We start from the raw sequence: 24,884 nt of genomic DNA, 5'->3' as shown, positions 1-24,884 counted from the left end.
CAGTCGTGGGAAAGGCGCCCCATCATGCGTCAATTTTCTCGCCATCGCCGTCCCGCAGGGCAAAGCCAGCGCGGACAGGCTATTCGCTTCTGGGGTCGCCACGCCGTATTGGCGGCGCTCGCCAACCCCGAGCGCACCGTCAAGCGCATCTGGGGCACCCGCGACGCGCTGGGCCAGCTCGATCTGCCGCCGGTGGTGCCGATCTCCTATGCCGACGTCACCGACCTCGCGCGACTCGTTGCGCGCGACGCCCCGCATCAGGGACTCGTGATCGAGGTCGATCCGCTGGAGGGCATCTACCTTGGCGACCTGTTGCAGGAAGAGGTGGATGCCGAAAGCAAACGTCCGCTCGTCATCCTCGACCAGGTCACCGACCCGCATAATATCGGCGCGGTGCTGCGGTCAGCGGCGGCGTTCGACGCGGCGGCGATTATCACGCAGGATCGGCACAGCCCGCCCGAAAGCGGCGTGATCGCGCGATCGGCGTCGGGCGCGCTCGAAACGGTGCCATGGGTACGCGTCGTCAACCTGTCGCGCGCGCTGGAGGAAATCGCCGAGGCGCAATATTGGCGCATCGGGTTGATGGGCGACACCGAAACGACGTTGGGGTCGACGCTCGACGGCAGCAAGGTCGCGCTGGTGCTGGGGTCCGAGGGCGACGGCATGCGCCACAATGTCATGGAACATTGCGACGTGCTGGCCAAACTGCCGATCTCGCCGCGCATGGAAAGCCTGAACATCTCGAACGCCGCGGCGATCGCGCTCTACGCGGTCGCGACGGCGAGTAAATAACCGTCGCCCCCGCGCAGGCGGGGCCGTTGTCGGCCTTGTCCTTCGCCGCGGCATAAACCTCTAGCCGCGGCCCCCGCCTTCGCGGGGGCGAGGTTTTAGTCCTCCGCCGCGATCCGCACCTTCAACCCGTCGAGCGCCTCGCTAAACGGCAGCTGGCACGACAGGCGCGAGCCCGCATCGCGGTCGGTGGTCGAATCGAGCAGGTCGTTCTCGTCCTCGCTCATCGCGGGCAGCTGATCGGCGGCGCCCGCCTCGACATGGACATGGCAGGTCGCGCACGAACAGCACCCGCCGCACAGCGCCAGCAGTTCGTCAAACCCGGCGTCGCGGATATTTTCCATCACCGTCAGGCTGGTGTCGCCCTCGATCTCATGTTCGGTTCCGTCACGCGTCACGACAATCAGCTTGGCCATGCTAGTCCCCATATCTTCGAAGTTGCTGGCGCTATGTCGCGCGTTGCGCGCCAAATCAAGCGCTGCTAGTGACGACATGCGGAACAAAAAGGGAATATATATGGGTCTGTCGCAAGAACAGCTGAACGCCGGAATCGACGCACTGGCGGCGCGCGACGCCAATTTTGCCCGCGCGCTCGGCAATGCGGGCTACCCCGAACCGCGCATCCGCGCGCCGGGCTATACCACCCTTCTCCGCACGATCGTCGGCCAGCAGGTCAGCGTTGCCGCCGCGACCTCGATCTGGAACAAGCTGGAGGCACAATTTGGCGCAGGCTGTCCTGCCGAGGTGGTGGCCGCCGCCGATTTCGATACGCTGCGCGCCTGCGGCCTGTCGGGGCAAAAACAGGGCTATGCCAAAAGCCTCGCGCAACTGATCCTCGATGGCGAACTCAAATTCGACGCCCTTCCCGCCGACGACGAGGAAGCGATCGCACTGCTCACCAAGGTCAAGGGCATCGGCCGCTGGTCAGCGGAGATCTACCTGCTCTTCGCCGAAGGACGCCCGGACATCTGGCCCGCGGGCGACCTTGCGGTACAGGAAGCGGTGGGCCGCATCCTCCAGCTCGGCGCGCGCCCGAGCGAGAAGCAGGCACGCGACCTCGCCGAACCCTGGCGCCCGCACCGCGGTGCCGCCGCGATCTTCAGCTGGCATTGCTATAATATGGCGGTGATTTGAAGGCATACCGTCGCCCCCGCGAAGGCGGGGGCCGTTGGCACTCTTGCGCTAGGCCTCCTGCGGCCCCCGCCTTCGCGGGGGCGACGGTTCAACAAAAAAGGCCGGGTGGAGCACTCTCCATCCGGCCTTTTCGGTGATCCGTCAGCCGAAGCTTATTTCTTCGCCGCGGCCTTTTTCGCCGGAGCCTTGGCGGCGGGCTTTTCTGCTGCGGCCTTCGCCGGAGCAGCCTTTTTCGCCGCAGCGGGCTTCTCTTCGGTTTCAGCCTTGGCGGCGGCCTTCTTCGCCGGAGCCTTCTTGGCGGGAGCTTCCTCGGCCTTGGCTTCTTCCTTCACCTCGGCCTTCTTGGCCGCGGGCTTTTTCGCTGCCGCCTTCTTGGCCGGCTTGTGGTCGTGGTCGTGGCCGCAACCCGGGCCGTGGACATGGCCGCTGTCGTCGTCGGCTTCGATCGCTGCTTCCAGCTCTTCGCGCGTCACTTCGCGGTCGCTGATCTCGGCCTTTTCGAACAGGAAGTCGACGACCTTGTCCTCATAGAGCGGGGCGCGGAGCTGGGCCGCGGCGAGCGCGTCCTGCTGGACATATTCCATGAAGCGGCCGCGATCTTCGGGGCGATACTGCTGCGCCGCCTGCATGATCAGTCGCTGCATTTCTTGGCTGCTGACCTGCACGCCATGCGCCTGGCCGATTTCCGACAGGAGCAGGCCCAGGCGCACGCGGCGGACCGCGATCGCGTGATAATCGTCGCGGTCGGCTTCGAGCTCGGCCTTTGCCGCAGCGGGATCGTCCTCGCGCTCGACTTCCTGTTCCAGCTGCTGCCAGATCTGACCGAATTCGGCTTCGACCATCGTCGGCGGCACGTCGAAATCGTGGCTCGCCGCCAGCTGGTCGAGCAGCTTGCGCTTCATATAGGTGCGCGTCAGGCCGTTCAGTTCCTGCTCGACCTGATCCTTCATCAGCTCTTTCAGCTTGTCGAGGCTTTCGAGGCCGAGCGATTTCGCAAACTCGTCGTCGATCTTCGACGCCGCCGGAACCTTCACTTCCTTCACCGTCACGGCGAATTCGGCCTTGGCGCCTTTCAGATTCTCGACCGGATATTCGTCGGGGAAGGTCACCTTGACGGTCTTTTCGTCACCGACCTTGGCGCCGACCAGCTGGTCTTCGAAGCCCGGGATCAGCTGGCCCGAACCGATCTCGACTGCCATATCTTCGCCGGTGCCGCCGTCGAAGGCGACGCCGTCGACGCTGCCGGCGAAGTCGATGATGACCTGATCGCCGGTGGCGGCCTTCTTGGTCTTGGGCGCTTCTTCAAAGCGCTTCATCTGCGCCGCGAATTCTTCGATCTTGGCCATCACCGCCTTGTCGTCGGCGGGGACCGTCAGCCGCTCGAGCTTCAGGCCGTCGATCGACGGGGTTTCGATGTCGGGAAGCACTTCCAGCGCCACGGTCAGTTCGGCGTCCTTGCCGGTTTCATAACCGTCTGCCAGCGTCACAGCCGGCTGCAGCGCCGGGCGCAGCTTTTCCTTGGTCATCAGGTCGCGGACGCTCTGATCGATCGCCTTGTTCAGCGCGTCGGCCGACAACGCGGCGCCGTGCATCTTGCGGATCAGGTTCGGCGGAACCTTGCCGGGACGGAAACCGGGCATGCGGACGGTCGGGGCGATGCTCTTCACCTCGTCGTCGACGCGCGCGTCGATATCCTTGGCGGTGATGGTCACGCGATATTCGCGCTTCAGGCCTTCGTTCAGCGTTTCGACGGTCTTCATTGCCTTGGTCTTATCCTTGCTCAAAATCTCGTATCGATGAACCCCGGCCACATGGCGGGGTTCCCCTATCCCGGCTGCATCCCCGTCAGATCGTCGGAACTGGTGCGGGCGAAGGGACTCGAACCCCCACATCTTGCGATACTGGTACCTAAAACCAGCGCGTCTACCAATTCCGCCACGCCCGCAGAGGCTGTCGGCCGGGTGCACAAAGCCGCGCGCTGTGCCGCGCACGCCCGTGCGGGCCGCGCGGGGCTATAGCAGACGCGGCGCCGAGGGCAAGCGCCGAAAGCCCGACAATTCGGCGGCGGGAACGTGCGTCACGCCCGTTCGTTGTTGGGGACAAGGAGAGCCCCAATGACCTTTGCATCCAGCCTGCACGTCCGCGCCACCGACCCCTTCCCCAAACCCAAGCCCGACACCATCGAGCCGATGGCGCCGCCCGAGCATCCGGTGCAACCGACCCCGCAGGAAGACCCGGCGGGTCAGCCGCAGGAAATCCCCGGCGGGCCGGGCGGCGGCGACATCGACGAACCGGGCCGCGGCCCCGACGAAGTCCCGCCGCAGCAGGCCTGACCATCGGCATGCGGCGCTGGCCTGCCACATAACTTGCATAGAGAGACTTGACCTCTTCCCGCCCGCTCCGCACGGTGCGCGGCGGGGAGAGTTGTATGAAAGCGATTATTGCCGCCATCGCCGCATCGTTGTTGGTGATAACCGCGCCAGCCAGCGCGCAGGATAGTGCGACGCTCTACCACGGCGGGCCGATCATCACGATGGACGGCGACACGCCGCAAACGGTCGAGGCCGTTGTGGCACGCGATGGCCGCATCGTCTTTGCCGGTCCGGAAAAAGCGGCGCGCGAGGCCGCTGGCGATGATGCCGCCATTCGCAACCTGAACGGCGCAACCCTGCTCCCCGGTTTTATCGACGCGCATTCGCACTTCACCGTCGCGACGATGAGCGCGGGCGGTTTTGACCTCCGCACGGGCGCCCGCCAGCCGGTCTCCGACATCGGGGGCGTCCAGCGCGAGATCCGCGATTATATGCAGCGCCGTGGGCCGACGGCTGGCGGTTGGACGACGGTCTGGCAATTCGATCAGGAAAATCTCGCCGAAAAGCGCTACATCACACGCGCCGAACTCGACGCAATCGCCCCCGACCATCCGGTCGTCGTGCTCCATGTTTCGCTTCACGGCGCGGTCGCGAACAGCGTCGCGCTGAAGGCTGCCGGGATCGATGAGGCGACCCCGGTGCCGCCGGGCGGCATGATGCTGCGCGACGAGGCGGGCAAGCTCAACGGCGTGCTGCTCGAAAAGGCGATGTTCCTGCTGCTCGCCAAAATGCCACAGCCGACGCCCGAACAAAAGCTCGCCGCGCTCGACGCCGCGCAGAATGCCTATTTCGCCGAAGGCTATACCCACGCGCAGGACGGCGCGACGCAGCCGCCCGACATTGCCTTCCTGACCAGCGCGGCGGCGCGCCAGCGGCTCAGGATCGACCTCGCGCTGCTCCCCTTCTCGACCGGCCTCGACGGCCTGCTCGCCAATCCCGATCTCAAATTCGGCATCTATCAGGACCATGTGAAGCTGCAGGGGATCAAGTTCGTCCTCGACGGATCGGTGCAAGCGCGCACCGGCTATTTCACCCGCGATTACCGGCGCGGCAGCCCCGAGGGGCATCACCCCTGGCACGGCGAACCGATCCTGTCCGAAGTCGACTTCATCGCGCAGGCCAAAAAGGTGCATGACCGCGGCTGGCAGCTGTTCGTCCATGCGAACGGCGACGCCGCGATCGACATGGCGGTCCGCGGCTTCGACGCGCTCGGCATCAAGGCGGCGGACAATCGCCGCCCGGTCGTCATCCACTCGCAGTTCCAGCGCCGCGACCAGCTCGCCGAGTATAAACGCATCGGCGTCGGCCCCGCCTATTTCTCGAACCATGCCTGGTATTGGGGCGACGTCCACCGCACCAATTTTCCGGCCGAAGTCGTCGACTTCATCAGCCCGCTCCGCTCGGCACGCGCCGCGGGCCTCACCCCGTCGAACCACAGCGACTATAGCGTCACCCCGCTCGATACGCGCTTCATGCTGTGGACGTCGATGGCACGCGTTTCGCCTACGGGCATCGTCAGCGGCGCTGACGAGCGCGTCGATGCCTATGCGGCGCTTCAGGCGCTCACCACCGGTCCCGCATGGCAAATTTTCGAGGAAGATCGCAAGGGCCGGATCAAGCCCGGCCTGCTCGCCGATTTCGTCATCCTCGACAACAACCCGCTGACGACGCCGGTGGGCGCCATCAAGGCCATCAAGGTTGTCGAAACGATCAAGGAGGGCCGCAGCGTCTGGCGCGCTGCCGACTAACCCCGCTTCACCCGGTACAAAAGGCCACGAAGCGCGCGATCGCCTGTTTGCCGGTCGCGGTCGCCGCCATGTCGATCGCGCGGCCTTTGGCGGTCATTCGCAGCCAGCCATTGGTGGCAAAGGCGCGGATCAGCGGCGACCCGCCGGCAATTTCCTGCGACCGAAAGAAGGGCATTTCGTCGATTTCGGTGGTGCCGGTGACGCGCAGTTTGGCGCTGCCCGACACCAGCTCGATCGCGGTCAGATCGGGCGATCCGCCCGAAATCCCGGCAAAGATACGATTGCCGCCCTGCTCGCAGGTGAAATTCAGCGGCTGGTCGTCGGTGCCATCGACTTCATAGGCGAGGATCGCATCGGAAACCCGGTCCTCGTTGACCCGCATCGTCCAGTCATAGCCGTCGTTCACTGCGGGCGCCGCGCTTGCGGTGCCGCCGAGCACCAGCATCATGGCGCCGCCCACCGTAATCATCGTTCGCCTCATCGTCGCTCCTTCATTCGCATATCCGCGTCGCAGTTGCGCCTATATGCGGCAGAAGTCGTTGAATCTGCTGTGAACTCGATCACAAGGACGGATCAGCCGAGCGCCTTTTTGAGCAGCTCGTTGACCACCTGCGGGTTTGCCTTGCCCTGCATCGCCTTCATCGTCTGGCCGACGAAGAAACCGAACAAGGCTTCCTTGCCGCCCTTATATTGCTCGACCTTGTCGGCGTTCGCGGCGAGCACCTTGGCGATCTCGGCCTCGATCGCACCGGTGTCGCTGGTCTGCTTCAGCCCCTCGCGATCGACGATCGCCGCGGCGCCGTCGCCGGTTTCGAGCATCTTTTCGAACACCTGCTTGGCGATCGTCCCCGAAATCGTGCCGTCGGCGACCAGGCCGAGAAGCTCGGCGGCCTGCGCCGGGCTGACTGGCGAATCCGAAATGTCGCGGCCCATGCGGTTGAGCGCGCCGAACAGCTCGCTCGTCACCCAGTTCGCTGCCGCGACCGGCTTCGCGCCCGCTTCGAGCAGCGCGTCGAACCAGCGCGCCGCCTCGACCTCGGCGGTCAGCACATCGGCGTTATAAGCCGAAATCCCCTCGCTCAGGTAGCGCGCGCGCTTGGCGTCGGGCAGTTCGGGCAGGCTCGCGCGGCACTCGTCGAGAAACGCATCGTCGAGTTCGAGCGGCAGCAGGTCGGGATCGGGGAAGTAGCGGTAATCATGCGCATCTTCCTTCGATCGCATCGAGCGCGTCTCGTTGCGGTCGGGATCGTAGAGCCGCGTTTCCTGCACCACCGTGCCGCCGCTTTCGATCAGCCCAACCTGGCGCTTCGCCTCGCCTTCGATCACCGCCATTACGAAGCGCACCGAATTGACGTTCTTCGTCTCGGTGCGCGTCCCGAATTCGTCGCCGGGCTTGCGAACCGACACGTTGACGTCGGCGCGCATCGAGCCCTCTTCCATATTGCCGTCGCACGACCCGACATAGCGCAGGATCGAACGCAGTTTGCGGACATAGGCGCCGGCTTCGGCGGGCGAGCGCATGTCGGGACGCGACACGATCTCCATCAGCGCGACACCGCTGCGGTTGAGGTCGACATAGGACATCGTCGGATGCTGGTCGTGCATCAACTTGCCGGCGTCCTGTTCGACATGGATACGCTCGATCCCGATCACCTTGTCGGTCGGAATCCCCGCCTTCTCATCGGCGGCGATCGTCAACGAACCTTCGCCGACAAGCGGATGATAAAGCTGCGAAATCTGGTAGCCCTGTGGCAGATCGGCATAGAAATAATTCTTGCGGTCGAAGCGCGACCATTTGTTGATCTCGGCCTCGATCGCCATCCCCGTACGCACCGCCTGGCGGATGCACTCGCGGTTCGGCACCGGCAGCATCCCCGGCATGGCGGCGTCGACCAGCGACACCTGCGTGTTCGGCTCGGCTCCGAATGCCGTCGCAGCGCCCGAGAACAGCTTGGCGTTGGAGGTGACCTGCGCATGGACCTCGAGGCCGATCACGACCTCCCACTCGCCAGTTTCGCCCTTGATCGTGTAATTGCTCATTACCCTAAATTCCGTTCGTCCTGAGCTTGTCGAAGGACCGTCCTTCTTCAAGCGTCGGATAGAAAGTACGGCCCTTCGACAAGCTCAGGGCAAACGGGGAAGGAATACCTACCACCACTTCTCCGCGCGCGCCGTGAACCCCGCCCGCTCTTCAATCGCCAGCCCGGCGTTGAGCACGCCCTGCTCGTCGAACGCCTTGCCGATGATCTGCAAGCCCAGCGGCAGCCCTTCGCGGTTCAGCGCCGCGGGGACCGACATCGCGGGCAGCCCCGCTAGGCTCGCGGGGACCGCGAACACGTCGTTCAAATACATCGCCAGCGGATCGGCCATCTTCTCGCCGAGCCCGAACGCCGCCGACGGCGCGGTCGGCGCGAGGATCACGTCGCAGCTGGCAAAGGCCGCCTCGAAATCGCGCGCGATCAGCGTCCGCACCTTCTGCGCCTGTGTGTAATAGGCGTCATAGAAGCCCGCCGACAGCACGTAGGTGCCGATCATGATGCGGCGCTTGACCTCGGGTCCGAAACCGTCGGCGCGCGTCGCGGCATACATGTCCTGCAAGCCAGCGCCCTGCGGCAGATCGCGCAGGCCGTAGCGCACGCCATCGTAGCGCGCGAGGTTCGACGACGCTTCCGCCGGCGCGATGATATAATAGGTCGGCAGCGCATATTTGGTGTGCGGCAGGCTGATCTCGACGACCGCCGCCCCCGCATCCTTCAGCATCGCGATACCGGCGTCCCACATCGCGTCGATTTCGGGATCGATTCCTTCCAATCGATATTCCTTGGGAATACCGACCGTCTTGCCCTTCAAATCACTCGACAAAGCCGCTTCCCAATTGGGCACCGGCATGTCGAGGCTCGTCGCATCCTTCGGATCGAAGCCCGCCATATTTTCGAGCATGATCGCGCAGTCGCGCACGTCGCGCGCCATCGGCCCCGCCTGATCGAGCGAGCTCGCGAACGCCACGATGCCCCAGCGCGAGCAGCGGCCATAGGTCGGCTTGATCCCCGAAATGCCGGTGAAGGCCGCGGGCTGGCGGATCGAGCCGCCGGTGTCGGTCCCCGTCGCCGCGGGGCACAGCCGCGCCGCGATCGCCGACGACGACCCGCCCGACGAGCCGCCCGGCGCGAGCGCGGCATTGCTACCGTCGTTGCGCTTCCACGGGCTGATGACATTGCCGAAATGGCTCGTCTCGTTCGACGACCCCATCGCGAACTGGTCGAGGTTGAGCTTGCCGAGCATCCCGCAACCCGCATCCCACAATTTCTGCGAGACGGTCGATTCATAGCGCGGCACGAAACCTTCGAGCATATGGCTCGCGGCGGTCGTCTGCACCCCGTTGGTCGCGAACAGATCCTTCATCCCGATCGGTACGCCCGACAGCGGCTTCAGCGTCCCCGCCGCGCGGTCGGCGTCGGCCTGCTTCGCCGCCGCAATCGCATGCTCGGGCGTCTCGACGATGAACGCATTCAATGCCTTCGCGCCCGCGACATTGGCGTTGAACGCCTCGGCGACCTCGACGGCGCTGAAATCGCCCGCGCGGTGCCCGTCGCGGATCTCGGCGACGGTCAGGTTCGTAAGTTCGGTCATTATTCGATTACCTTGGGAACGCCGAAAAAGCCGTGCTGCGGCGCGGGCGCATTGGCGAGAATATCGTCGCGGCGGTTGCCGCCGGTCATCGGGTCGGCGTCGATCACATCGTCGCGCAGCCGCAATTTGTTCGGGATCACGGCGGTCATCGGTTCGACCCCGGTCACATCGACCTCGCCGAGTTGCTCGACCCAGCCCAAAATGCCGTTCAATTCACCTTCCATCGCGGCGGCTTCGGCATCGCTGATCGCGATGCGCGCCAGCGACGCTATTTTCCTGACCGTTGCCTGATCGATTGCCATGTATTTCGCCTTATCGGGAGAAGCAGCGCCGCTAGCATTCTCGCCCGATCGCTTCAACTATGATCCTCCCGATGGCTTCTTCGCCGCGAGGATCCGGTCAGTCAAAGGTCGCCGTCTGCGGCACGCCGTCGATCTGGATCCGGCGCTGCGGAACCGTTTCGACCGTGATCGTCGCCTTCGACAGATCGTCGATCATCTGCGGCTGCGGCGTATTGCGGCGCAGATCGCCCTGCACCCAGCGGCCTTCGGCATTACGCGACACGAAATCGAACTGCGTCGCCTCGCCCGGTTCATTCTGCCCCAGCACCCCGATCCGGTCATCGGCCAGCCACAGCGCGACGCATGCCCTTGCCCGGCTGCACATATAGGTTGCCGCGATGCGCTCGATCGCTTCGGCAGGCAGGGCGCGGTCGGCGGGGATGATGCGCAGGCGCTCGGCAATCGGCTTGAGCAACACCGGCCCCTTGGGTCCGGTCAAATCCCAGCGATTCGCCGCCGCCAGCGCCGCCTTGGCTGCATCGGCGCGGTCCTTGTACGGCGATCGGGCCAGATCATTCAGCGCCGCGCGCCCGCGTGGACCAAAGTCAAAGGCAAGCGCGGCCCAATCGAATTTTTCGATCTTCACCGCCCCCGAATTCAACCGCGCCATCTGATCGCGCGTCGAAATCGCGCCGAAATCCAGGATCGGCAGCGCCAGGAACAGCGCCAGCAGCGCCACCCCGATCGCCAGCTTTTGCTGCAACGGGCGCAGCACATCGTCGAAATCGCGCCGCCCCTTCACGACCGCCCACAGGCCGATGATGCCATAAGCCAGTGCGATCAGCGTCGCGATCAGCCCCCAAATGCGCTCGGGCGTCCAGCCATATTGCCCGATCCTGAGCTGCATCGAAAAATAGGCGATCCCCGCCAGCGGCAGCACCGCCACCGCCAGCACCGGCGCCGCCCAGCGCAACAGCGGATTGGTCGCGCGGTCGTCGGTCCCGTTGCCGATCACGGCATTGGCGAGCAGCACCGCGAACGCCGCCGCCGCGAGCATCAGCGCGGCGGTTGAAAAGCCCGACGCCCACAGCTTCGCGAGCCCCGTCCCCGCCAGCGACAGCAGGAAGATGAGCAGCGCTGCGGCCAGTACCGGCGCCAGCACCGCCAGCACGATCATCACCAGCCGTTGCAGCGTCGCGACCAGCTTGTCGCGTTCGCGCAGCAGCCCGACGGCGCCGCCAAACGCCGCACCGGCGAGCATCCAGCCGAACCATTCGTCGTTGAGCAGGTCGCGGATCAGGTCGATCCCGATCAGGTGGAACATCTCGGAAATCAGGAAGGTCAGCAGGAACGCGATGCCGACGAACGCCAGGCTCGCCGCGCCGATGACCGCGTCGGTCCACGCATGGCTGTGCAGCCGTTCGTAGGGCATTTGCCATAGTTTCCAGAACCGCCAGTCGGGTGCGACATCGCGCCGTGTCTGGAACAACGGCGTCGCGACCAACACCGCGAGCATGCCCGACCAGAACGGCCATTCGATCGGACTGCCCTGCAGATTATACGCCGCCGTCTGCCACGCGATCAGCCCGAGCACGACGCCCCACAGCAACGCAAACCCCAGCGCCCAGCTCCAGCGGCGCAGCTCGACCCCCAGCACGAACACCACCGCCGCCACCGCGACCGCCGTCGCCAGCGCGCTGCGCCATTGCGCCAGTCCGTCCTCATAATTGTGATCAACCAGCGCGTGGAAGGCGAGCCCCGCCGCCGCGCAGATCGCGGCCATGATCCACGGGCGCAGCGGCCAGGGCGGGTCATTGTCGTCCAACCGGGCGGAGACTCGGGTCGAATCGGCGAGAGCCGTGGTTGCGGGCGCGTCGGTCATTCCCCACATCTGGGCTTGTTTCGTTGCCAAGCGCAAGCCAAACAGCGCACCAGTCCTCCCCCACTCTCTCCCCCATGGAGCCCGCATTGGCCCGCAAGTTTCTTTATTTCATCGCTGCGATCATCCTGCTGATCCTCGCCGCCGGCATCGTGTACCAGCTGTTTCCGGGCTGGGTCGCGCGGACCGCCTTCGTGCCGAGCGCCGAATTTCAGCAACAGGCGGCGGTCGAACCCAACGCCTATGACGATGCCAAAATGTGGTTTGCGCGTCCCGGCATGGCGAACGACCCGTCGGCATGGCGCCCCGCCGCCGCAGGAGCGGGCGCCGCGTCGCCCGACAGCGCCGGCGCACAGTCGCGCGACCAGCTGATCCCCTCCGCAGGCGCTGCCGAACCCGCCGCGCCGCCGATCGAAAAGGGCAATGCCGCAGTCTTTTTCGTCCACCCGACCAGCTATTACAGCCGCTCCAGCTGGAACGCCCCGCTCGAGGATCGCGATTCGGACCACCGCGCCAACCTTTTCGTCCAGGGCATGGCGAGCGCCTTTGCCGATGCGGGCGAAATCTGGGCGCCCCGGTACCGCCAGGCGACGCTCGGCGCATTCCTCGCCGAAGATCGCGTCACCGCGGGCAAGGCGATCGATGCCGCCTACCGCGACGTCGAAAAGGCCTTTGACGCCTTCATCGCCGCGCAGCCCGCGGACAAGCCGATCATCCTCGCGGGTCACAGCCAGGGCGCGCTCCACCTCACCACCCTGCTCAAGAACAAGGTCGCGGGGACACCCCTCGCGAAACGCATCGTTGCCGCTCATGTCGTCGGCTGGCCGATCAGCCTCGACACCGACATGGCCGCGCTCGGCCTGCCCGCGTGCCAGACCCCCGAAGAAAAGGGCTGCATCCTCAGCTGGGCGACCTTTGCCGACCCCGCCGACCCCGAAATGGTGACCAGCGCCTATGACGGCACGATCGGCTTCGACGGCCGCCCGCGCGCGGGGACGCGGATGCTGTGCACCAATCCGCTGACCGGCACCCCCGATGTAGCGGCGGCACCCGATGCCAATCTCGGCACCCTCAAACCCACCGAAGGGTTCAAGAGCGGCGCGCTGATCGCCGGGAAGATCGGCGCGACATGCGACGACACGCGCGGTCTGCTGATGATCGGCGATGCCGAAATCGCTAAAAACTACGTCGTCGCGGGCTATGTCCTGCCGGGCAACAACTATCACGTCTATGACATCACCCTGTTCTGGGCGAATGTCCGCGCCGATGCGCTGCGGCGGCTGGCGGTGTATGAAGGCAAGCCGTCGCCGGTGCCGCCCGCGGCGGCGCCAATCGCAACACCGCCCGCAGCCGCAACGCCGAAAACCTAAATCCGTTCGTGTCGAGCGAAGTCGAGACACGTTTGGCACGCACAACCCTTCGACGTGTCTCGACTTCGCTCGACACGAACGGGTAGAGGGGAAGCGATGATCACCACCGCCGCCGCCGACTTCGCCGCCAACTTCCCCAGCGGCGGCCGCCTCGCGGGCCTCGACGTCGGCACCAAGACGATCGGCGTCGCGACCTGCGATGTGAACTGGAGCTTCGCGACCCCCGACAAGACGATCATCCGCAAGAAATTCTCCGCCGATCTCGAAACGCTGAAAGCGGTCCTCGCGCAGCACCATATCGTTGGCCTTGTCGTCGGCCTGCCGCTCAACATGGACGGCAGCGACAGCCCGCGCACCCAAAGTACCCGCGCCTTCGCCCGCAACCTTTTGCCCCTCGGCCTGCCCATCCTCCTCTGGGACGAACGCTGGTCGACCGCCGCGGTCGAGCGCGCGATGATCGCCGCCGACGTCAGCCGCGCCAAACGTGCCGAACGCGTCGACAGCGCGGCAGCGGCTTTCATTTTGCAAGGCGCGATCGACGCGATGACCAGATAATCCTCCCTGTGGCGAAGCCATGGGGAGGGGGACCGTTCGCGAAGCGAATGGTGGAGGGGCGGCGACGGTAGTGCCAAAGCCCCTCCGTCAGCGCTTCGCGCTGCCACCTCCCCGTGGCTTCGCCACGGGGAGGATCATAGCTTGCCAGACCCGCCCTCGCCTCCTAAACGCTCCCCTTTAATGACAAGCGCCACCACCCGACCCGCCAGCGACTATCCGCCCGGCGGCGATGCCTTTCGCCATCGCCACCTGATCGGCATCGCCCAGCTGACTCCGTGGGAGATCAGCTACGTCCTCGACGCCGCCGAACAATGGGTCGAACTCAACCGCAGCGGCGCCGCGAAGCACGATGACCGGCTCGCGGGCCTCACCATCATCAACGCCTTTTTCGAGAACTCCACGCGCACGCTTCTCTCCTTCGAAATCGCGGGCAAGCGCCTCGGCGCCGACGTCGTCAACATGCACGCGGCCCAGTCGAGCGTGAAGAAAGGCGAGACGCTGATCGACACCGCGATGACGCTGAACGCGATGCGCGCCGACGCGATGGTGATCCGCCATGCGTCGTCGGGCGCGGTGCAGCTCATCGCCGACAAGGTCGACTGCCCGGTCCTCAACGCCGGCGACGGCCGCCACGAGCATCCGACGCAGGCGCTGCTCGATGCGCTTACTATCCGCCGCCGCCTGGGCCGGGTCGAAGGCCTCACCATCGCGATCTGCGGCGACGTCCTCCACAGCCGCGTCGCGCGCTCGAACATTCTCGCGCTCACCTTGCTCGGCAACGAAGTGCGGATCGTCGCGCCGCCGACGCTGACCCCGCCCGCGGTCGACCGGATGCACGTCACCACCTTCACCGACATGGACGAGGGATTGAAGGACGCCGACGTCGTGATGATGCTCCGCCTCCAGAACGAGCGCATGGACGGCGCCTACCTGCCGTCAGCGCGCGAATATCACGCGCTCTATGGCTTGACGCCGAAGCGGCTCGAAAAGGCCAAACCCGACGCGATCGTCATGCACCCCGGCCCGATGAACCGCGGGGTCGAGATCGACAGCAATGTCGCCGACCACCCCACCCGCTCGACGATCACCGAACAGGTCGAAATGGGGGTCGCCGTGCGCATGGCCTGCCTCGACATCCTGACGCGCCGCAAGCGGGGAGTGCCGGGATGGAACTGAAACCGCTCCACATCGTCAACGCGCAGCTGGTCGACGCCGAAACGCCGCGTGCGGGCAGCCTGCTCGTCATCGACGGACGGATCGCCGCGCTCGACCCGACGGAAACGCCCGAGGGCACCCAAATTGTCGATGCCAAAGGCCAGTGGCTTGCCCCCGGGATCATCGACCTCGGCGTCTTTGCGACCGACAAGCCCGCGTTTCACTTCGGCGGCATCACCCGCGCCGCGCTGATGCCCGACGCCGGGCCGCTCGACGACCCCGGCCTCGTCGAGCGCGCTGCCAAGGGCGGCAAGCCCGACCTGTGGGTTCACCCGCTCGCCGCCGCCACCAAAGGCCTCGCAGGCCGCGAGCTCGCCGAAATCGGCCTGATGAAAAGCGCCGGCGCCCGCGCCATCGCCACGGGTCGCACCCGCATTGCCGACAGCGGGGTGATGCGCCGCGTCCTCGCCTATGCCGCCGCGCTCGGCCTCGTCACGATGATCCATGCCGAGGATGAAGGGCTGACCGCGGGCGCGGTCGCCACCGACGGCGAAATGGCGACGCGGCTCGGCCTCGCCTCTGCGCCCGCGATCGCCGAGGCGATGGCGATCGCCCGCGACCTCGCGCTCGTCGAGGAAACCGGCGCCCCCGTCCATTTCCGCCAGGTCACGACGGCGCGCGGGCTCGACCTGATCCGCGCCGCCAAGGCCAAGGGACTGCCCGTCCTCTGCGGCATCACCCCCGCGCATCTGTTCCTGTCGGACACCGCGATCGGCGATTTCCGCACCTTTGCCCGTCTGTCGCCGCCGCTGCGCAGCGAGGACGACCGTCAGGCGTGCCTCGCCGCGGTCGCCGACGGCACCATCGACGTCCTGTCGTCGGGCCACGACCCGCGCGGCCCCGAGGACAAGCGCCTGCCCTTTGCCGAGGCGCTCCCCGGCATGGCGGGCGCCGAAACCTTGCTCGCGCTGGGCCTGAACCTCGTGCGCGACGGCCATGTGTCGCCGGGCCGCCTGTTCGACATGCTCGCCGCGACCCCCGCCTGCCTGCTCGGCCTCGACGCCGGGCGCCTTGCGGTGGGCAAGGACGCCGACCTCATCCTGATCGACGACGGCACCCCGTGGCAGGTCGATGCCAAGAAAATGGCGGCCTATGCAGGCAACACCCCGTTCGACGGCATGCCCGTCCAGGGCCGCGCGACCGCGATGTGGAAGGGCGGCATGCGGGTGCGCTAGGGCGGTATCCGATCCGCATTGAATGGCCGGCGCGGCAATGCGCCGCGCGCTCCGAAGATCAATTGCCCTCGGGCTGCGGCAGCAGCAGCGCGAGCACGATCGCGCGGCATTCGCCGTCGATCGTGCCGTCGATCAGTTCGGGGCGGAAGCGCCGCTGGAACGCCACCGTTGCGGCAAAGCCGTCGGTCACGTCATAGCCGAAGCGTTCGAGCGCGAGCAGGAACCCGGCATCGGTCCACAGCGGATCGGTCAGCTTCTTGCGCGGGCGCGGCAGCGCCAGGCGGCGGCGGGCGAGTTCTTCCCATGGAAACAGCTCGCCCGGATCCTGTTTGCGCGTCGGCGCGATGTCCGAATGGCCGACGACATTGCCGCGGGTGATCGCGTAGCGATCCTTGATCAGGTGCACGAGGCGGACGACCGACGCGACCTGCGGGTCGGGGAACGGGACATAGCCCCATTCATGCCCCGGATTGACGATCTCGATCCCGACGCTGGCCGAATTAATGTCGCTGATCCCGCGCCAGTGCGACTTTCCGGCGTGCCAGGCGCGCTTTTCCTCGGGCACCATATGGGTGATCTGGCCGTCCTCGCTGACGACATAGTGCGCCGACACTTTCGATTCAGGATTGGCAAGCCAATCAATCGCTTCGGGGCCGCTCTTCATGCCGGTATAATGCAGCACGACCATCGAGATGGGCAGCGCACGCTCGTCGAAATTGGGAGACCAGCGTTCGATAAAATCGCTCATGCGGTTCGCGGCCCGTCCTGTGCTTGCCAGTGTGTCGATTGCGCCACTAGCGCACAAAATGCAAGGTCAGGCGGCCGCCGCGCGCCGCACATGCTGGTCGGCGGGTTCGTAGAGTCCGCGCAGCCGCGGGCTCGCGACGAATTGGTCTGTCTGCCCCAGCACCGTTTCGCCCGCTCCGAGGACGAGGAAGCTTTGCGGCGCCGCCATCGCGCGCAGTTTCGCAAATGCCTTTTGCCGCATCGGCGCCGAAAAATAGAGCAACAGATTGCGGCAGAATATCAGGTCGGCGGGGCTGGCGAGCGGTGGCCGGTCGGTCAGCATATTCTGCACCGAAAAATCGATCCGGCGGCGCAAATCGGCCTTGGCGAGCCAGCCGCCTTCGGTCTGGTCGAACCAGCGCACCATGCGCTGGATCGGCAGGCCGCGCTGGATCTCGAACTGGCTGTACAACCCAACGCGGGCGCGACTGATCGCATGATAGCTGACGTCGGTGCCGACGATATCGACCTGCCAGCCCGCCCATTTTTCGCCCTGTTCGGCGATCAGCATCGCCAGCGAATAGGCTTCCTGCCCGGTCGACACGCCGCAATGCCAGATCGTCAGCCGCCGCTTCAGCTTGTTGATCTCGCGCAGCTGCTCGAGAACTTTCACAGCAATGTCGTCGAATACGCTGTATTCGCGGTAGAAATAGGTTTCATTGTTCAGCATCGCATCGACCGTGTCGTCGAGCAGCTGACGGCTGCTGGAGGTCACCAGCGCCGCGACCAGCGCGTCCAGGTCGGCGATGCCATGGCGCTGCATCACCGGTTTCAGCGACATTTCGATGCGCCAGATGCGGCTGGGCGACAGCGTCTGTCCGGTCCGCGATTCCAGCACCCCCATCAGCACCCGATAGGCTGACTCGCTGGCGCTGGCCCCCATCATGGCTTGTGCGGCCCCGGCCTGAAGCTCCGCAGCATCAGCGCGATCGCGTCGGGGTTGAGCGTCGCCGCGGCAAGCCCCGCCTTGGCCACCGCGCCGGGCATACCCCAGATCACGCAGCTTTCGGGCGCCTGGGCAAAAATCGTTCCCCCCGCCGCTTTCAGGCGCGCCGCCCCGATCGCACCGTCGCGACCCATGCCGCTCAGGATGATCGCGACCCCGCCCTTGCCATATACGTCGGCCACCGAATCGAGCATCGGGTCGGCCGAGGGGCAGCAGCCGTTGTCGACGACGCGATGGTCGAGCGCGATTTCGCGGCGGCGGCCATTGGCAACGACGAGCAGATGGGCATCGCCCGGCGCCAGATAGATATTGTTGCGCTCGACGACCATCCCGGCCTGCGCCACGCACACCTGGCGCGTCGTCATCAGCGCGATCTGTTTGGCGTAAAATTCCATGAAGGCATCGGGCAGATGCTGCGTCAGCAGGATCGGCGCAGTGATCCGCGGGTCGAGGTTGGCGAGGAAGTTGGTGAAGGCGGGGATGCCGCCCGTCGATGCCGCGATCGCGATACAGTCGATTGCCTGGTCGCTGTCTATCGCCAGCGCCACAGGCGCAGGCGCGCGGCGTTCGGCGACCGGGACCGGTGCCGGGAAATCCTGCTGGTTCCCCAGCGACATGATGCGATCGGTGAGCACTTCGGCGAAGCGCCCCGAAAAACTGCCGCGACCGGGTTTCGCCAGCGTGTCGCTGGCGCCGAGCGCCAACGCCTCGATCGCCGCCGGACCGCCTTCGACGCAGTTGGACGAGAGGATGAGCACGCGCGCCTTCGCGGCGCGGGTCAGGATATGCGGCAGCGCGTCGATCCCGCTCATCCCCGGCATTTCGATGTCGAGCACGACGACATCGACGGGCTCGCGCGCCAGATAGGCCAGTGCGTCGTGCGCCGAGGCAACCGACGCGCAAATTTCCAGCCCGGGATGATGATCGACGATGCGTTCGAGGATGCTGCGGACGACCAGGCTGTCATCGACCAGCATGACCCGGACCGTGCGCGTCGACGGTTCCGGGTCGGAAATCAGGGGGACCGGACGCGGCATCGACATCGGCTTACGCGACGCCGACGAGCTGCAATTTTCCTTCCAGCGTTTCGCGATCGAACGGCTTCATCACATATTCGTCGGCACCTGCTTCGATCGCGGCGCGGATATGGTCGATGCTGTTTTCGGTGGTGCAGAACACGACGCGGGGGCGTTCCTCATGGCCATAATCCAGATCGTTGAACGCGCCCAGAAACTCCATCCCGCTCATCACCGGCATGTTCCAGTCGAGCAGGATCACATCGGGACGGTTGGCGCGGCAAAAGGTCAACGCCTCCTGCCCGTCGGCGGCTTCTTCCACGGCAAAGGCCATGCTTTCAAGAATATGGCGCGCGACCTTGCGAATGACTTTACTGTCATCGACAACCAGGCAAGATTTAGACATTCATTCCTCCGCAACACCCATATTTCACGTCATGCTAGTGTGAATGCGTATCCAGCCCGTTAACTCACGCGGCTTTCATCACCGGCAGGGTGATGAAATGCGACGGATCGACGACCAGCAGCGAAGCGCCTTCATGTTCGATCATCGCGTCGGCCACGCGCGCCCAACCCGGCAGCAGCTTGCCCGCGACCCGCGTTTCGGGCGCGTCGATGAAGCAGACATCCTCGATCTCGTCGGCGAGCAAGGCGTAGCCATGATCGGCGACATCGACGACGATCACCCGCTGGCCGGGTGCGACGGGGACCGGCGGCAGGCCGATCACCACATGCGGATCGATCAGCGTAAAGACGCGGCTGCGCAGCGCGAACAGCCCCGCGACATGCGGCGGCGCGCCCGGCACCTCGACCGGCGTCCCGACGGTGACCACCGAATTGATGGCGCGGCTGCGCAGCGCGACGCGCGTGTCGGCGATGCGCGCGATCAGATACAGCTTTTCCATCATGCCCGGCCTCCCCCGACGCGACGCGCCAGGGCGTCGAGCAACGCCTGCCGGTCGTAGCGATAGACGGTTTCATCATCGGGTCCGGTCGCGGCAATCGCGCTGCGCAGGCGGATCACCGGAATTTCCTCGCCGCTATGCGTACAGGACGCGCCATCCTCGGTCAGGCACAGCAGCACATCGGGCGCCTCGTCGACATCTTCGCTGCCCGACAGCACGCGATACCCGGCGCTCCGCAGGATCGGCGCGAGGAAATTGTCACCCCACCCGTCATGGTCGTCGGCAAGGCGGCAAAGCGGTTGGTGCGGCACCGGCGCGGCGGCGCCCGCCGCATATTGCGCCATCAGCCAGAACGGATCGATCAGCTCGACCGGATCGCCCCCGACGAGCACGACGCCCGCGATCAGCCCCGGCGCCGCCGACGGCTGAACCGCATCGGGCAGGCGCACAATGTCGATGACTTCGGCGATCGGATAACAAAGTACCGAATGACCGTCGTAGAGGCGGAGCAGCTTGAGCGAGCCCTCGGTCTCGGGGAGTTTTGCGGCATGAACCGCGAAAATATCGTCGCCGATCTGGGCCTGAACCCGTCCCGCACTTTCGAACAGCGCCGATGCGGGCACGTCCTCGACCCGCTCGATCACCGACAAGCGGACGCCGCGGACCCGGCCATTGGTGTCGCGGAACAGCAGCAGCTGCGCCGCGTTGCGCGCCGCATTGGCCTGCGCTTCGGCGGCAACGATCTGATCATGATTGCGGCCGGCTTCGGTCGCATCGATCGCTGCGGCCGCCACCAGCCCCTGCACGTCGAGCAGCAACACGGGGCGGCCGTTGTCGGGCAACGTCGTCCCGGCATAAAGCCCGGTCGCCATGATCATCGGCGCGGCGGGCTTGATCACCAGTTCCTCATGATCGTGGATCGCCGCGACGCTCAGCGCATAGCTTTGCCCCTGTCCCGGCCGCACAATCACCAGCGCCCGGTCGTCGATGTCATCATCGTCGCTCGCCGCGCGTCCCAGCACCGTTTCCAGCCGCAACAGCGGATATTGTTCGCCGCGCACCATCGCCAGTTCGCCGCCCCCGACGCGGTCGATCCGCACCGTGTCGCCATTTTCGAGCAGGATTTCGCGGACCGCGCCGCGCGGGATGGCGAAATATTGGCCCGCCGCGCGCACCATCAGCCCCGAAATGATGGTCAGCGTCATCGGCACGCGGAGCAGGATCGAAAGGCCGCGCCCTTCGTCGTTGCGCAGCTCGACGACGCCGCCGATCTTTTCGACATTCGCCTTGACGATGTCCATGCCGACGCCGCGCCCCGAAACTTCGGTAATCTTCGCCGCAGTCGAAAAGCCGGGGCGAAAGACCAGCTCCAGCTTGTCCTTGGGCGACAGCGCGCGCGCCTCGGCGGCGGTGATCGCGCGCGACGCGATCGCCTTGGCGACCAGCGCGTCGGGCGACATGCCGCGGCCGTCGTCGCGGATTTCGATTTCGATCTGATTGCCCGACTGACGCGCCGACACCGATATGGTCGCGGTGATGTCCTTGCCCGCCGCGACGCGGTCCTCCAGCGCTTCGATGCCATGGTCGATCGCGTTGCGGACGATGTGGATCAGCGGGTCGCGGATATTTTCCATCATCTCGCGGTCGAGCTCGACTTCGCCGCCGCTGGTCTGGAACGCGATCTTCTTGCCCATATCCTGCGCCAGGTCGCGCACGATCCGCGGCAGCGGCGCAAACAGCTTGTCGATGCGCTGCATCCGCATCTGGCTGACCGACTGGCGCATCCCGGCGATCGAATCCGACAGCCGGTCGAACGACGCGATCACCGTCGCGCTGGCACCCGATTCACGCAGCATCCGGGCAAATTCGTTGCGCGCGAGGACGATGTCGGTGACCCCCGTCATCACGCTGTCGAGCAGCGGCAGCGGCACCCGGATCGATCGCCAGCTTTGCAGTTCGGCCTGAAAATCATCGTCGCGGCGCAGCGGCACGCCGGCAACCTCGTACCGCGTCTCGGTCGGCGCCGCCTGCTCGCCGAGCGCCGCAATCACATCGCTATCATCGCCGGTCGGTTCGACGCCATCCTTGCCCAGGGCGGCGCACAGGATGTTCAGCCGGTCGATGATGCCAAGGACCCCGGTGACCAGCGCCGAATTGGCCTCGCGCTTGCCGCGCCGCACCTGATCGAGCGCATCTTCGGCGGCGTGCGACAGTGCGGTGACGCGCGGCAACGACAGAAAGCCCGAGCTGCCCTTGATCGTGTGGACGAGCCGGAAAATGGCGTCGAGTTGCGCCCGGTCGGCCGGATCGGCTTCCCACGCCACCAGTGCCCCGCCCGCTTCGGACAGGATTTCCGCCGTTTCGGCCAAAAAGTCGTTCAGCAGATCGTCTATCACGGTACCGGTGCGCCCCAGAAACTGAAGCAGCACCATGGCCGATAATGGTTAATGTAGGGTTTGCATATTCTCCCGCCTTTCGGCGATGACCGGTCGAATCTCGGCGACAGGCGCCGCCATACGTAAAGCGACGCATTACATTATCGCTTGACGAATGACGAAATGTAAGGCATTGCTTTACGCATGGAGATTGGGAGCATCCGGCACAAGGCGCTCCGTCGGTTTGTCGAAACCGGAAAGCCGAAGGGCTTGCCGGGTGATTTGACCGACCGGTTGTTCAAGATGCTGAACTTCCTCATCGCCGCGGACTCGCTGGACGAACTTGCGACCCCGCCCAACTACGGCTTTCATCCCCTGACCGGGGACCGCGCCGGGACCTGGGCGATGACCGTGACGCGCAACTGGCGCATGACATTCGCGATCGATGATCAGGATGCGATCATCGATCTGGATTTAGAGGATTATCACTGATGGCTATCAAGGTTCACCCGTCGTTTGCGATCCACGCCGGGGCATGGCTGAAGACGGAAATCGTTGAGGCGCACGGCGTCAAGATCAACGATCTGGCCGAGGCGTTTGGGGTCAGCCGCCAAGCGATCAGCGGCTTGCTCAACGGTCGCTATGCGCTGACCGCCGAGATGGCGATCCGGTTCGAAAACGCCTTCGGTGTGAAGGCCGAAACGCTGATGCGGATGCAGGCCCGCTACGAACTGGCAAAGGCTCGCGAGCACGGCACCGAACTGGCCGTTCGCAGCCTGATCGCGGCATAGTTTTTCGGGCAGGCAAATACCCGTCTTGCAGAGAGCCGTTACCCGCGCCCGCGCAGCACCGCGCCGACCAGCAGCGACGTCGGCGTTTCGCGGGCGAGCATGACGGTACCGCCGCTCTGGCGCGCGACCGCTTGCACCAGCACCGCGGGCGCGGTGCGCGAGGTCATCGGGCTTGCGCCCTCGCCTTCGGCCAGGATGCGTTCGACGTCGGCGTCGAGGAAGATGCGCTCGGCCTCGACATGCAGGGCAATTTCGATGCCCTCCCCCTGCTTTTCGCAGCCGACGTCGAGTCGGCCGCCGCGCACCAGCGCGTCGACGAGGAGCAGCGACAGGTTGAGGATGATCTTCACCGCCGGTTTGGGCAGCGGCTCGGTCCCGATCATCCAGTTGAGGTCGATCGCGCGGTCGCCGATGATCCCCTGAATCGCCGATTTGGCCTCGTCGGCGGGGACGAGTTCGCCAAAGCCGCCGGCCGAGCCAAAGGCGAGACGAAAGAATTTCAGCTTGTTCGCCGACGTCCGCGCGCTCTGTTCGAGCAGTTCGAAACAGCGTTCGCGCATCGCCGGATCTTTTTCGTCGGCGAGCAGTTCGAGCCCGTTGGCGAACGCACCGACCGGGCTCAAAAGGTCGTGGCACAGGCGCGAGGCCAGCATGGAGGCAAAATCGACGCGGTCGTCGGACATGAATTGGTTAACTCCCCGCAAGCCAGACATCAGCGGCGCGCGCATGCTCCCTAGGACACCGAGCCGGTTCAGAGCAAGAACGATCCCTATAGTTTGTCATCCCGGCGAAGGCCGGGATCTCGCCGGTGCGTCATTCCGCCAGGGTGAGATCCCGGCCTGCGCCGGGATGACGTTATGGTGCGTTGACGTGGCAGCGAAGCCCCCTCCCCTTGAAATTGCGCCGCCAGTTTCCACATCCTGACCAATGCAGGGGGATGATGATATTTTGACCGTGGCGCTGGCGGACAGTGCGGCAGGACTGCGCCTCGACCGCGCGCTCGCCGAAGCGCTGCCCAGCCTGTCGCGCGAGCGGGTCAAGAGCCTGATCAAGGGCGGTCGCGTCTCCAACAACAGCGGCACGATCCTGTGGGATCCCGCAGCAAAGGCCGCGGCTCCCGCCACTCTCGAAGTGCGCGTCCCCGCCGCCGCCCCGGCGCACAATGTCGCGCAGGATATGGGGCTGGCGATTGCGTTCGAGGACGAGCATCTGATCGTCGTCGACAAGCCCGCGGGCATGGTCGTCCATCCCGCGGCCGGCAATCTCGACGGGACGATGGTCAACGCGCTGCTTCATCATTGCGCGGGCCAGCTGTCGGGGATCGGCGGGGTCGCGCGGCCCGGCATCGTCCACCGCATCGACAAGGACACCAGCGGGCTGATCGTCGCGGCCAAGCATGACCGCGCGCACGAAGGGCTGGCGAAGCAGTTCGCCGCGCACAGCATCGACCGCCGCTATATCGCGATCGCGACAGGACGTCCGATGCCCGCGAACGGCACGGTCGACGCCGAACTCGGCCGCTCGTCCACCAATCGCAAGAAAATGGCGGTCGTCGGCGAAGGGCGCGGCAAGCGCGCGGTGACCCATTATCGCACGATCGAGCCGCTGGCGGGCGCGACGCTGGTCGAATGCCGGCTGGAAACTGGGCGCACCCATCAGGTTCGCGTCCACATGATGCATATCGGCCATCCGCTGGTCGGCGACCCGGTCTATGGACGCGCCAAAAAGCCGCTGTCGGAAGTCCTCAAAGCACGGAATTTCGCGCGGCAGGCATTGCACGCGGCTCATTTGGGCTTTATTCATCCGGTGACCGGTAACAGGATCGCGCTCGACAGCGAACTCCCAGCGGACATGCGGGAACTGATCGATGAATTGCGCGTTTAGGTTTCGAATGAAAATCTATTTTGACCGCTGGAG

Annotated in this window: 25 protein-coding genes and 1 tRNA gene; 11 read left to right on the top strand and 15 right to left on the bottom strand. The window is 65.6% G+C overall.

Annotated features, from left to right (window positions below; all coding sequences use genetic code 11):
- Window positions 1-24: 24 nt before the first annotated feature.
- Entirely contained in the window at window positions 25-792 is a 768-nt protein-coding gene (gene rlmB / locus G9408_RS02365) for a 23S rRNA (guanosine(2251)-2'-O)-methyltransferase RlmB (protein ID WP_168452531.1), read from the top strand.
- 95 nt (window positions 793-887) lie between these two features.
- On the opposite strand, the gene G9408_RS02360 is transcribed toward rlmB, so the two are convergent.
- Complete coding sequence (locus tag G9408_RS02360) at window positions 888-1,205, bottom strand: 2Fe-2S iron-sulfur cluster-binding protein (RefSeq protein WP_168452530.1); 318 nt, start codon at window positions 1,203-1,205, stop codon at window positions 888-890.
- Between the two features lie 100 nt (window positions 1,206-1,305).
- On the opposite strand from G9408_RS02360, the gene G9408_RS02355 reads away from it, so the two are divergent.
- On the top strand, window positions 1,306-1,923 hold the full coding sequence (locus tag G9408_RS02355; protein ID WP_168452529.1) for a DNA-3-methyladenine glycosylase family protein: 618 nt from the start codon (window positions 1,306-1,308) through the stop codon (window positions 1,921-1,923).
- Between the two features lie 152 nt (window positions 1,924-2,075).
- On the opposite strand, the gene tig is transcribed toward G9408_RS02355, so the two are convergent.
- Both tig and G9408_RS02345 read right to left on the bottom strand, forming a co-directional pair.
- The gene (tig, locus tag G9408_RS02350) at window positions 2,076-3,683 is read right to left on the bottom strand and encodes a trigger factor (protein WP_168452528.1); all 1,608 of its coding nucleotides are present in this window, start codon (window positions 3,681-3,683) and stop codon (window positions 2,076-2,078) included.
- Window positions 3,684-3,783: 100 nt separating this feature from the next.
- Window positions 3,784-3,868: transfer RNA gene (locus G9408_RS02345), tRNA-Leu, on the bottom strand.
- A gap of 169 nt (window positions 3,869-4,037) precedes the next feature.
- Between G9408_RS02345 and G9408_RS02340 the strand changes: the two genes are divergently transcribed.
- Both G9408_RS02340 and G9408_RS02335 read left to right on the top strand, forming a co-directional pair.
- Window positions 4,038-4,256, top strand: a complete 219-nt coding sequence (locus G9408_RS02340) for a hypothetical protein (RefSeq protein WP_168452527.1) — start codon at window positions 4,038-4,040, stop codon at window positions 4,254-4,256.
- A gap of 95 nt (window positions 4,257-4,351) precedes the next feature.
- Window positions 4,352-6,043 (top strand): amidohydrolase, encoded by a 1,692-nt coding sequence (locus tag G9408_RS02335; RefSeq protein ID WP_168452526.1) that lies wholly within the window; start codon window positions 4,352-4,354, stop codon window positions 6,041-6,043.
- 7 nt (window positions 6,044-6,050) lie between these two features.
- Here the strand turns inward: G9408_RS02335 and G9408_RS02330 are convergent, their stop codons facing one another.
- From G9408_RS02330 to G9408_RS02310, 5 genes are all read right to left on the bottom strand, one after another.
- On the bottom strand, window positions 6,051-6,524 hold the full coding sequence (locus G9408_RS02330) for a hypothetical protein (protein WP_168452525.1): 474 nt from the start codon (window positions 6,522-6,524) through the stop codon (window positions 6,051-6,053).
- Between the two features lie 92 nt (window positions 6,525-6,616).
- The gene (gatB, locus tag G9408_RS02325) at window positions 6,617-8,083 is read right to left on the bottom strand and encodes an Asp-tRNA(Asn)/Glu-tRNA(Gln) amidotransferase subunit GatB (RefSeq protein ID WP_168452524.1); all 1,467 of its coding nucleotides are present in this window, start codon (window positions 8,081-8,083) and stop codon (window positions 6,617-6,619) included.
- A 108-nt stretch (window positions 8,084-8,191) separates the two neighbouring features.
- Window positions 8,192-9,673, bottom strand: coding sequence for an Asp-tRNA(Asn)/Glu-tRNA(Gln) amidotransferase subunit GatA (gatA, locus tag G9408_RS02320; protein ID WP_168452523.1), 1,482 nt, complete (start codon window positions 9,671-9,673; stop codon window positions 8,192-8,194).
- Window positions 9,673-9,975 carry an Asp-tRNA(Asn)/Glu-tRNA(Gln) amidotransferase subunit GatC gene (gatC, locus tag G9408_RS02315; protein ID WP_168452522.1) on the bottom strand — a complete coding sequence of 101 codons (303 nt, stop codon included), beginning with the start codon at window positions 9,973-9,975 and terminating at the stop codon, window positions 9,673-9,675. The genes gatA and gatC overlap by 1 nt, the downstream gene beginning before the upstream one ends.
- Before the next feature lie 97 nt (window positions 9,976-10,072).
- Window positions 10,073-11,836 carry a DUF4153 domain-containing protein gene (locus G9408_RS02310; protein ID WP_235957439.1) on the bottom strand — a complete coding sequence of 588 codons (1,764 nt, stop codon included), beginning with the start codon at window positions 11,834-11,836 and terminating at the stop codon, window positions 10,073-10,075.
- A gap of 86 nt (window positions 11,837-11,922) precedes the next feature.
- Between G9408_RS02310 and G9408_RS02305 the strand changes: the two genes are divergently transcribed.
- The 4 genes from G9408_RS02305 to G9408_RS02290 all read left to right on the top strand — a co-directional run bounded on the left by G9408_RS02305 (window position 11,923) and on the right by G9408_RS02290 (window position 16,148).
- Complete coding sequence (locus G9408_RS02305; RefSeq protein ID WP_168452521.1) at window positions 11,923-13,203, top strand: DUF3089 domain-containing protein; 1,281 nt, start codon at window positions 11,923-11,925, stop codon at window positions 13,201-13,203.
- Window positions 13,204-13,299: 96 nt separating this feature from the next.
- A complete protein-coding gene (gene ruvX, locus G9408_RS02300) occupies window positions 13,300-13,758 on the top strand; it encodes a Holliday junction resolvase RuvX (RefSeq protein WP_120215868.1) in 459 nt (152 codons plus the stop codon).
- A 180-nt stretch (window positions 13,759-13,938) separates the two neighbouring features.
- Window positions 13,939-14,934 (top strand): aspartate carbamoyltransferase catalytic subunit, encoded by a 996-nt coding sequence (locus G9408_RS02295; protein WP_168452520.1) that lies wholly within the window; start codon window positions 13,939-13,941, stop codon window positions 14,932-14,934.
- Entirely contained in the window at window positions 14,925-16,148 is a 1,224-nt protein-coding gene (locus G9408_RS02290) for a dihydroorotase (RefSeq protein WP_168452519.1), read from the top strand. The genes G9408_RS02295 and G9408_RS02290 overlap by 10 nt, the downstream gene beginning before the upstream one ends.
- A 58-nt stretch (window positions 16,149-16,206) precedes the next feature.
- On the opposite strand, the gene G9408_RS02285 is transcribed toward G9408_RS02290, so the two are convergent.
- The 6 genes from G9408_RS02285 to G9408_RS02260 form a co-directional block, all read right to left on the bottom strand.
- Window positions 16,207-16,896 carry an N-acetylmuramoyl-L-alanine amidase gene (locus G9408_RS02285; protein WP_168452518.1) on the bottom strand — a complete coding sequence of 230 codons (690 nt, stop codon included), beginning with the start codon at window positions 16,894-16,896 and terminating at the stop codon, window positions 16,207-16,209.
- A 66-nt stretch (window positions 16,897-16,962) separates the two neighbouring features.
- Entirely contained in the window at window positions 16,963-17,820 is an 858-nt protein-coding gene (locus G9408_RS02280) for a CheR family methyltransferase (protein ID WP_168452517.1), read from the bottom strand.
- The gene (cheB, locus tag G9408_RS02275; RefSeq protein ID WP_235957438.1) at window positions 17,817-18,917 is read right to left on the bottom strand and encodes a chemotaxis-specific protein-glutamate methyltransferase CheB; all 1,101 of its coding nucleotides are present in this window, start codon (window positions 18,915-18,917) and stop codon (window positions 17,817-17,819) included. The genes G9408_RS02280 and cheB overlap by 4 nt, the downstream gene beginning before the upstream one ends.
- Window positions 18,918-18,927: 10 nt before the next feature.
- Complete coding sequence (locus G9408_RS02270; protein ID WP_120215862.1) at window positions 18,928-19,302, bottom strand: response regulator; 375 nt, start codon at window positions 19,300-19,302, stop codon at window positions 18,928-18,930.
- Window positions 19,303-19,366: 64 nt separating this feature from the next.
- Entirely contained in the window at window positions 19,367-19,804 is a 438-nt protein-coding gene (locus G9408_RS02265; protein WP_120215861.1) for a chemotaxis protein CheW, read from the bottom strand.
- The gene (locus G9408_RS02260; protein ID WP_210423164.1) at window positions 19,801-22,233 is read right to left on the bottom strand and encodes a chemotaxis protein CheA; all 2,433 of its coding nucleotides are present in this window, start codon (window positions 22,231-22,233) and stop codon (window positions 19,801-19,803) included. The genes G9408_RS02265 and G9408_RS02260 overlap by 4 nt, the downstream gene beginning before the upstream one ends.
- Window positions 22,234-22,380: 147 nt before the next feature.
- Here G9408_RS02260 and G9408_RS02255 point away from each other — a divergent pair, with 147 nt between their 5' ends.
- Entirely contained in the window at window positions 22,381-22,668 is a 288-nt protein-coding gene (locus G9408_RS02255) for a type II toxin-antitoxin system RelE/ParE family toxin (RefSeq protein ID WP_168452515.1), read from the top strand.
- A complete protein-coding gene (locus G9408_RS02250) occupies window positions 22,668-22,967 on the top strand; it encodes a HigA family addiction module antitoxin (RefSeq protein WP_168452514.1) in 300 nt (99 codons plus the stop codon). The genes G9408_RS02255 and G9408_RS02250 overlap by 1 nt, the downstream gene beginning before the upstream one ends.
- Before the next feature lie 38 nt (window positions 22,968-23,005).
- Here the strand turns inward: G9408_RS02250 and G9408_RS02245 are convergent, their stop codons facing one another.
- A complete protein-coding gene (locus G9408_RS02245) occupies window positions 23,006-23,650 on the bottom strand; it encodes a histidine phosphotransferase family protein (RefSeq protein WP_120215857.1) in 645 nt (214 codons plus the stop codon).
- Window positions 23,651-23,894: 244 nt separating this feature from the next.
- Between G9408_RS02245 and G9408_RS02240 the strand changes: the two genes are divergently transcribed.
- Window positions 23,895-24,851 carry an RluA family pseudouridine synthase gene (locus tag G9408_RS02240; RefSeq protein ID WP_168452513.1) on the top strand — a complete coding sequence of 319 codons (957 nt, stop codon included), beginning with the start codon at window positions 23,895-23,897 and terminating at the stop codon, window positions 24,849-24,851.
- Window positions 24,852-24,884: the final 33 nt, after the last annotated feature.

Origin of the sequence: Sphingopyxis microcysteis (assembly GCF_012274265.1) — a bacterium.
Lineage (GTDB): Bacteria > Pseudomonadota > Alphaproteobacteria > Sphingomonadales > Sphingomonadaceae > Sphingopyxis > Sphingopyxis microcysteis.
This window is presented reverse-complemented; position numbering and strand designations above follow the sequence as displayed.

Coding starts and splice junctions, on each gene's coding strand:
- rlmB (WP_168452531.1), top strand. CDS start 25: ATGCGTCAATTTTCTCGCCATCGCCGTCCCGCAGGGCAAAGCCAGCGC.
- G9408_RS02280 (WP_168452517.1), bottom strand. CDS start 17,820: ATGATGGGGGCCAGCGCCAGCGAGTCAGCCTATCGGGTGCTGATGGGG.
- G9408_RS02265 (WP_120215861.1), bottom strand. CDS start 19,804: ATGATGGAAAAGCTGTATCTGATCGCGCGCATCGCCGACACGCGCGTC.
- G9408_RS02295 (WP_168452520.1), top strand. CDS start 13,939: ATGACAAGCGCCACCACCCGACCCGCCAGCGACTATCCGCCCGGCGGC.
- G9408_RS02330 (WP_168452525.1), bottom strand. CDS start 6,524: ATGAGGCGAACGATGATTACGGTGGGCGGCGCCATGATGCTGGTGCTC.
- G9408_RS02340 (WP_168452527.1), top strand. CDS start 4,038: ATGACCTTTGCATCCAGCCTGCACGTCCGCGCCACCGACCCCTTCCCC.
- G9408_RS02245 (WP_120215857.1), bottom strand. CDS start 23,650: ATGTCCGACGACCGCGTCGATTTTGCCTCCATGCTGGCCTCGCGCCTG.
- G9408_RS02270 (WP_120215862.1), bottom strand. CDS start 19,302: ATGTCTAAATCTTGCCTGGTTGTCGATGACAGTAAAGTCATTCGCAAG.
- cheB (WP_235957438.1), bottom strand. CDS start 18,917: ATGCCGCGTCCGGTCCCCCTGATTTCCGACCCGGAACCGTCGACGCGC.
- G9408_RS02260 (WP_210423164.1), bottom strand. CDS start 22,233: ATGGTGCTGCTTCAGTTTCTGGGGCGCACCGGTACCGTGATAGACGAT.
- G9408_RS02360 (WP_168452530.1), bottom strand. CDS start 1,205: ATGGCCAAGCTGATTGTCGTGACGCGTGACGGAACCGAACATGAGATC.
- G9408_RS02335 (WP_168452526.1), top strand. CDS start 4,352: ATGAAAGCGATTATTGCCGCCATCGCCGCATCGTTGTTGGTGATAACC.
- G9408_RS02240 (WP_168452513.1), top strand. CDS start 23,895: ATGCAGGGGGATGATGATATTTTGACCGTGGCGCTGGCGGACAGTGCG.
- G9408_RS02285 (WP_168452518.1), bottom strand. CDS start 16,896: ATGAGCGATTTTATCGAACGCTGGTCTCCCAATTTCGACGAGCGTGCG.
- gatB (WP_168452524.1), bottom strand. CDS start 8,083: ATGAGCAATTACACGATCAAGGGCGAAACTGGCGAGTGGGAGGTCGTG.
- G9408_RS02250 (WP_168452514.1), top strand. CDS start 22,668: ATGGCTATCAAGGTTCACCCGTCGTTTGCGATCCACGCCGGGGCATGG.
- gatA (WP_168452523.1), bottom strand. CDS start 9,673: ATGACCGAACTTACGAACCTGACCGTCGCCGAGATCCGCGACGGGCAC.
- ruvX (WP_120215868.1), top strand. CDS start 13,300: ATGATCACCACCGCCGCCGCCGACTTCGCCGCCAACTTCCCCAGCGGC.
- G9408_RS02255 (WP_168452515.1), top strand. CDS start 22,381: ATGGAGATTGGGAGCATCCGGCACAAGGCGCTCCGTCGGTTTGTCGAA.
- tig (WP_168452528.1), bottom strand. CDS start 3,683: ATGAAGACCGTCGAAACGCTGAACGAAGGCCTGAAGCGCGAATATCGC.
- G9408_RS02355 (WP_168452529.1), top strand. CDS start 1,306: ATGGGTCTGTCGCAAGAACAGCTGAACGCCGGAATCGACGCACTGGCG.
- G9408_RS02310 (WP_235957439.1), bottom strand. CDS start 11,836: ATGACCGACGCGCCCGCAACCACGGCTCTCGCCGATTCGACCCGAGTC.
- gatC (WP_168452522.1), bottom strand. CDS start 9,975: ATGGCAATCGATCAGGCAACGGTCAGGAAAATAGCGTCGCTGGCGCGC.
- G9408_RS02290 (WP_168452519.1), top strand. CDS start 14,925: ATGGAACTGAAACCGCTCCACATCGTCAACGCGCAGCTGGTCGACGCC.